The 6,236-nt window shown below is 68.6% G+C and carries 6 protein-coding genes and 1 riboswitch; of the genes, 1 reads left to right on the top strand and 5 read right to left on the bottom strand.

Translation table 11 applies throughout. The annotated features are described in order from the left end of the window. Positions 1–189: 189 nt before the first annotated feature. The 3 genes from VFG33_RS13015 to VFG33_RS13005 are packed head-to-tail and all read right to left on the bottom strand — an operon-like array spanning position 190 to position 1,848. Positions 190–708 carry a DinB family protein gene (locus tag VFG33_RS13015; protein ID WP_325025959.1) on the bottom strand — a complete coding sequence of 173 codons (519 nt, stop codon included), beginning with the start codon at positions 706–708 and terminating at the stop codon, positions 190–192. Positions 709–718: 10 nt separating this feature from the next. Further along, a complete protein-coding gene (locus VFG33_RS13010; protein ID WP_325025957.1) occupies positions 719–1,117 on the bottom strand; it encodes a VOC family protein in 399 nt (132 codons plus the stop codon). A 47-nt stretch (positions 1,118–1,164) separates the two neighbouring features. Further along, positions 1,165–1,848 carry a hypothetical protein gene (locus VFG33_RS13005; RefSeq protein ID WP_325025955.1) on the bottom strand — a complete coding sequence of 228 codons (684 nt, stop codon included), beginning with the start codon at positions 1,846–1,848 and terminating at the stop codon, positions 1,165–1,167. 175 nt (positions 1,849–2,023) lie between these two features. Then, a riboswitch (SAM riboswitch) is annotated at positions 2,024–2,138 on the top strand. Between the two features lie 14 nt (positions 2,139–2,152). On the opposite strand from VFG33_RS13005, the gene VFG33_RS13000 reads away from it, so the two are divergent. Further along, positions 2,153–3,517: an aminotransferase class V-fold PLP-dependent enzyme gene (locus VFG33_RS13000; RefSeq protein WP_325025953.1), complete on the top strand. Its 1,365-nt coding sequence runs from the start codon at positions 2,153–2,155 to the stop codon at positions 3,515–3,517. Positions 3,518–3,520: 3 nt separating this feature from the next. Here VFG33_RS13000 and VFG33_RS12995 read toward each other — a convergent pair whose 3' ends face one another. After that, positions 3,521–5,587 carry a prolyl oligopeptidase family serine peptidase gene (locus VFG33_RS12995; RefSeq protein WP_325025951.1) on the bottom strand — a complete coding sequence of 689 codons (2,067 nt, stop codon included), beginning with the start codon at positions 5,585–5,587 and terminating at the stop codon, positions 3,521–3,523. A 202-nt stretch (positions 5,588–5,789) separates the two neighbouring features. After that, positions 5,790–6,236 (bottom strand): alkaline phosphatase D family protein (locus VFG33_RS12990; RefSeq protein WP_325025949.1); only part of this gene is annotated, 447 nt, incomplete at its 5' end.

The following is a 6,236-nucleotide window of genomic DNA, read 5'->3' as shown; positions in this document are numbered from 1 at the left end:
GGGAGCGTCCACCGGTGGCCGACCGCTCTGTTTTCGGGCGGTTGGCTGCCGACTTCCGCGCCCGCGCCGGGGAAGACGTGCGGGTCGCCATAGTCAGCAGGCTACCCCGACTACCACTCGAGTCACACGTGTCACACGCCGGTCACACTGCCCCTTCCGTAGCGTCACGGCGTCGCCACGCGGGGAGTTTCAGACGCCGGTGACCCCGTCAAGGTGTTCGCGGAGGAGATCGGCATGGCCGCAGTGGCGGGCGTACTCGCCGATCAGGTGGAGGTAGATCATCCGCAGGCTCGACTCCTCGTCGCGGATCATGAAGCGGTCGTCGAGGGACCGGCCCGCGGCCGCCTTGTCGGACAGCTCCCACTCCGCGATCAGCCCCTCGTACTCCGCTTGCGCGCGGCCGGCGTCGATGAGTTCGAAGTCCGCGTCCTTGCCCAGCGACGGATCGAAGACCGGCTCGGCCGGGTCGTCCGGCGTGAAGAGGATCCGGAACCAGATCCGCTCCACCTTGGTGAGATGCCGGATCAACCCGAGCAACGACAGGTTCGACGGCGGGGACGGCCGCTGGGCCAACTGCTCGGCGGCCAGCCCGCTGCACTTGTGCAGCAACGTGGCCCGGTAGAAGTCCAGCCACCCCGCCAACAGTTCGCGCTCCGGCGCCACGAGCGAACCGTCGGGCCGTTCCACCTCAGGTGCAGTCCAAGTCATCGCAGCATCATCACCGCCCCGGGGTCACAGGACCAACTGCGGCAGCCTGGACAGGCGGGGCCCACCCTGGCCTGGGGATGATGCAGAACGGATGACCGGCTGGGTCCTCGAAGACATTGCCGGACAGTTTGCGAGCGCCCAGAGCCAGGACAGCAGGTTCGGCCGCTGCCACGTCGTCGACCATCACGTCGAGATGGAACTGCTGCGGGTGGGCCGGATCGGGCCACCGAGGTCTCTGGTGGTCCGGAGCGAGTTGGAAAGCCAGCCCGGAACTGCTGCTGTTCGCGGCGACCACCACCCAGTCCTCACTCTCGTACGTGATCGGCAGGCCGGTGAGTTCCGAGTAGAACCGCGCAAGCACCGCGGGATCAGGGCAGTCGATCGCCACATGGTGAAGTCTTCCAATCATGCCGTCATCATCACCGCCGCTGGTGCCGGACAACAGGTCCCGCTGGATCACTCGGCGTACAAATACTTGAGGCCTTGCTTCAGGTAGGTGCGGGGATTCGTGTCGAGGTGGGTCACCCAGGCAGGGGCGGTCTCGCCTCGGAGCCAGGCGTAGCGGGCCAGCGCGTAGCCGTACATCGGCTCGGTGAGGTAGCCGAGCCGGCTGGTCTGATAGCTCCGGTCCGACTGGCGGAACTCGAAGGCAGCGTTCGCGTTGAAGACGCCCATCCCGAAGAACACCGTGAACAGATCGGTCAGCGGCTCACCGTCCCGCCGCTCCCGATCGATCCGCTCCTCGCCCAGCAACCGTTCGTGGCCGAGTTCGTGCGCGATCGTCGCCACCAGCCCGACCGGCTCCCGCGCCTGCCCCAGGTGCACAGTGATGACGGTCAGCCCGTCGCGGGTCTGCCAATGTCCCGCCGCCCGCCGATGCCGATACTCCAGCGAGACGGAATCCAGCAGCTCCTCACCCTCCTCGGGCTCGAACTCGAGCAGCACCCGATCGGCCGGCACCCCCAGCCGCGTGCAAACAGTCTCGAAGACAGCCCGTACGTCGTCCTCGGTGCCCGCGTAGTCCGCTGGGAAGAAGGAGATCTCCGGCAGCGCGACCGGCCCCCGCAGTACCGCGTCACCGAACTCGGAGACGAACCAGTCCAGCGACTCTTCGATCCAGAGCTGTTCCTCCGACCGCACCGGGCACTTTGCCCTGCTCCACCACATCCGGACCACCCCCTCCCGAGACCGCACCTGGCGACTAGGACGCGCTCCCGCCTGCAAATGGTTGCCTGTCTCAGGATGTGTAGCGGAGTCTCACGAAGTGGGATTGCTGCTGGCGCATCTACCGGGCCTTTGGTTACCGTCTTCAGCAGGTCATGAGTGTCAGCGTCAAGCCCCGGCTCGCTGGCCGGCAACCCTCCTCCGCGGTGGGGTGCCCCGGGTGAGGACCCGGCCGTTCGGAACACCCCGATCGGCAAGCGCGGACCACCGGGAGCAAACCATGTCGATCCTCTCCATCCTCGAGCCTGCCAACACGAGCACCGCTCGGCCGACCATCGCCCGGCTCACCACCGGCAACATCCCCGCCACGGTCGGGTCGGACCTGTTGGTGCCGCTGGCCGACGGCCGGGTGACGGACTACGCGAACTTCGACCATGGAGCCAGCGCGCCCTGTCTGGAGTCGGTGCGAGCTGCCGTCGAGGCCGCGCTGCCGTCGTACGCGTCGGTGCATCGCGGCAACGGGTACGCGTCCCGGATCACCACCCAGTGGTACGAGCGGGCCCGCCGCGAGGTGCACACCTTCGTCGGCGCCAGCACGGATGACCAGGTGATCTTCACCCGGCAGACCACCGACGCCCTGAACCTCCTGGCCCGCGCGGTACCGGCCGACGCCACGGTGATCGTGTTCGAGTCCGAGCACCACGCTGCCCTACTCCCCTGGCCGACCGAGCGCACCATCCGTCTGGCCGCGCCGACGTCGACCACAGCCGCAGTCACGGCAGTCGCCGACGCACTGCGCACCGCACCGGAGGGACCGCGCCTGGTCGTAGTCACCGGCGCCTCCAACGTGACCGGCGAGATCTTCCCGATCGCCGAGATCGCCGCAGTAGCCAAGGCTCACGGCGCCCGCGTCTGCCTGGACGCCGCACAACTCGCACCGCACCGCGTGGTCGACATCGCCCAACTGAACGTCGACTGGGTCGCCCTGTCGGGCCACAAGCTCTACGCCCCGTACGGCGCGGGCGCGCTGATCGGCCGCGCCGACTGGCTCAACGCAGCTGACCCGTACCTCTACGGCGGCGGCGCAACCGCCTCTGTCACCGGCGACGAGACCGTGTGGAACCAGGGCCCCGCCCGGCACGAGGGTGGCTCCCCCAACGTCATCGGCGCGATCGCCCTGGCCGCGGCGTGTGCAGCGATCACCAAGCACCGCGAGGCGATCGAGCAGCACGAGCGCAGCCTGCTTGCCCGGCTCCGCACCGGACTGGCCCAGCTCCCCGGCGTGAACACCTACTCGCTGTTCGGCGAAGAGGCGGACCGCGTCGGCACGGTCTGCTTCACCATCGAGGGCTTGAGCTCGACCCTTGCCTCCGCGGCGCTGTCAGCGGAGTACGGCATCGGCGTGCGGGACGGCAAGTTCTGCGCGCACCCGCTGGTCGGCCGCCTGCTCGCAGACTCCCCCGAGCACGGCACCGCCATCCGCGCCAGCCTTGGCCTCGGTACTACGCGCGAACACGTCGACCGCCTGGTCGCCGCAGTCCGCACCCTGGCCACCAACGGCCTCACCTCGGAGTACGAGGAGTCCACCCACGGCTGCCAGCCCGCCAACGACCCCCGCGACCTCGAGGCCCCTCACATCTGGTGAACCTCAGCCCACAGGGTTCAGCCCTGTGTGGTGAGCGGCGAACGCCAGGAGGTCGGCCCATTCGGAGGCGACCATGGCGGCGGGTTTGCCGAAACCGTGGCCGGTGTTGACCTCGATGCGGGTCAGGACCGGCGATGCACCGGCCTGAACGTGTTGCAGGCTCGCCATGAACTTGTGGCTGTGGAGCGGGACCACGCGGTCGTCGTGATCACCGGTGACCACCAGCGTCGCCGGGTACGACGTACCGGGCCGCAGGTTGTGCAGCGGGGAGTAGGCCAGCAGGTCCTCGAACTGGTCGGGGTCGTCGGGCAGCCCGAAGTCCGAGGCCCAGGCGGCTCCGACGGTGAAGAGATGGAAGCGCAGCATGTCCATCACGCCGACCCCCGGCAGCGCCACCGCGAAGAGGTCCGGCCGCTGCGTCATCACCGCGCCGACCAGCAGCCCACCGTTGCTGCGGCCGTGGATCGCCAGCTGCTGCGGGGTCGTCACCTTGTTCTCCTGCAGGTGCTCGGCCACGGCGATGAAGTCGTCGAACACGTTCTGCTTGTTCTTCAGCCGGCCCTCGTCGTGCCACGCGCTGCCGTACTCACCGCCGCCCCGCAGGTTGGTGATCACCAGCACTCCCCCGGCCGCAAGCCACGCAGGCCAGCCCGGCTTGTAATCCGGCAGGATCGGGATGTGGAAACCGCCGTATCCGTACATCAGGGTCGGCCGGGGCTGCTCGAAGTCCAGGTCGGCCCGGCTGATCAGGAAGTACGGCACCTCGCGGCCCGGCGCGATCCGCCGGGACACCGTGATCTCCGGCGAGGTGAACCCGCCCGCCCCGCCGGCGACCAGTTCCGGTAGCGCGCGGGATTCCCCAGAGGCGGCGGACACGACGTACGAGAGGGTCGGTTCGGTGGTCGAGGAGAGGCCGATGAAGAGCTCGTCGTGCTTGGTGCTCGCGGACACGTCGACCACTCCGCCGCCGGGAAGCGGTACCGGCCTGGCGTTGCCGCCATCGAGGTCGTACAAGGTCAGGACCGGCTGCGCGTCGATCAGCGCCAGCGTGGCGAGGCCGGCCGACGTACCGAAGACGGTCTGCAACGCGCCCGCGCCCTCGGGGATCAGGTCGGTGAACGTGCCGTCGAGGCCGCAGCTGACCACTCGGCCGCGCGGGGCGTCGCGGGTGGTGCGCAGTACCAGGCGATCGCCGGCCATCCGGACGAAGTGGTGCTCCGCCTCGAACTCGTCGATCAGCTTGATCGGCTCCCCCAGCCCGGTATCGACGATCGGGTAGACCCACAGGCGGGTGTCGCGGTCGGTGCCCTGGGTCAGGTGCACCACCACGTACCGGTCGTCGTCGGTGACCTCGGGCCCGATGAACAGCCGGTCGTCGTCCGGGAAGGTGACGATCAGTTCGTCCTCGGACTGCGGCCTGCCGAGCCGGTGCAACTTGAGCTGGGCGCCGCTCAACGGCTTGGTCTCCGTGCCCTCGCTCCGCCCACCGGCGGGGAAGTGCAGATACAGGTACGCCGAGGAGTCCGGCAGCCATGTGGCTACACAGAACTTGGCCTCGGTGACCACGTCGTCGAGCTCCGCGCCCGTGGCAATGTCCAGCAGCCGGAAGGTAAGCCAGTCGCTGCCGCTCTCGTTGATGGCATAAGCGAAGTACCGGCCGTCGGGACTGACGGTGTAGCTGCCGAGCGAGTCGGTGCCGTCGGCGGACAGCGTGTTCGGGTCGATCAGTACCCGGCCGCCATCCAGCAACTGCTCCAGCGACTCCGCGACGTAGATGACGTCCTGGGCCTGGGTGCCATCGTTGCGGCCGACGAAGAACCAGCCGGACTCCTGGGCAGGAACGCCTGCCCGCGGACGGGCCAGGATGGCCGACATCGTGCGCTGGAACCAGGCCCGCTCGGGGTAGGTCGAGAGCTCTGCCTCGGTGCCCTCGTTCTGGCGGCGGACCCAGTCCTTGGTCTCAGCGGAGTCGGCATCCTCCAGCCAGCGGTACGGGTCGGCGATCTCTCGTCCGTGCAGCGTCTCGACCAGATCGTCGCGACGGCTGTCCGGGTACTCAGCGGCGGTCATGGGCACAACGTAGTCGCCACGGGCAAAACAACCTCAGGGTGCAGGCGAGAGCTCGCCTGATCATTCGCCCCCTTTTCACCCTCGCCAACTGCCCACAGTGACGGCGATCCTCGATGGTGAAAAGGGGGCGAATGATCAGGCGGGCTTGCGGCGCGGTGGTTGGGGGTTTCTAGCCTGTACAGCGACTGGGCAGGGCGTGCACTTAAGAGGCCGGGTGCAGGTCCTTGGTCCAGAGGATCTTGCCGTACAGGTCGCGCAGGGAGGCGGTGAAGACCTCGCTGCGCGGGTCGATCGCGACATGGCCGAAGAACTGGTTGCCGCCGCTCGGCGGCTGGTTCGGGAAGTCCGCCGCCTTCACGAACTCGACCTTCGGGCCGAAGGTGGAGTCCATCGGGTTCGGCCCGAAGGTCCCCGCGTTCACCGGACCGGCGACGAGCTCCCAGAACGGGTCGAAGTCGGTGTAGGCCGCGCGGGACGGGTCGTAGTGGTGGGCGGCGCAGTAGTGCACGTCCGCCGTCAGCCAGACGGTGTTGCGCACCTTCCGCCGCTTGAACTGGCTCAGCACCCAGGCGATCTCGTGCTCACGACCACCGGGCGCGCCGGCCAGACCGTTCGCGACGGCCTCGATCTCGGTGCCGTCCGGGACCAG

The sequence above is a fragment of the Kribbella sp. genome, from assembly GCF_035687465.1.
Classification (GTDB): domain Bacteria; phylum Actinomycetota; class Actinomycetes; order Propionibacteriales; family Kribbellaceae; genus Kribbella.
This window is presented reverse-complemented; position numbering and strand designations above follow the sequence as displayed.

Coding starts and splice junctions, on each gene's coding strand:
- VFG33_RS13015 (WP_325025959.1), bottom strand. CDS start 708: ATGACTTGGACTGCACCTGAGGTGGAACGGCCCGACGGTTCGCTCGTG.
- VFG33_RS13010 (WP_325025957.1), bottom strand. CDS start 1,117: ATGATTGGAAGACTTCACCATGTGGCGATCGACTGCCCTGATCCCGCG.
- VFG33_RS13000 (WP_325025953.1), top strand. CDS start 2,153: ATGTCGATCCTCTCCATCCTCGAGCCTGCCAACACGAGCACCGCTCGG.
- VFG33_RS12995 (WP_325025951.1), bottom strand. CDS start 5,587: ATGACCGCCGCTGAGTACCCGGACAGCCGTCGCGACGATCTGGTCGAG.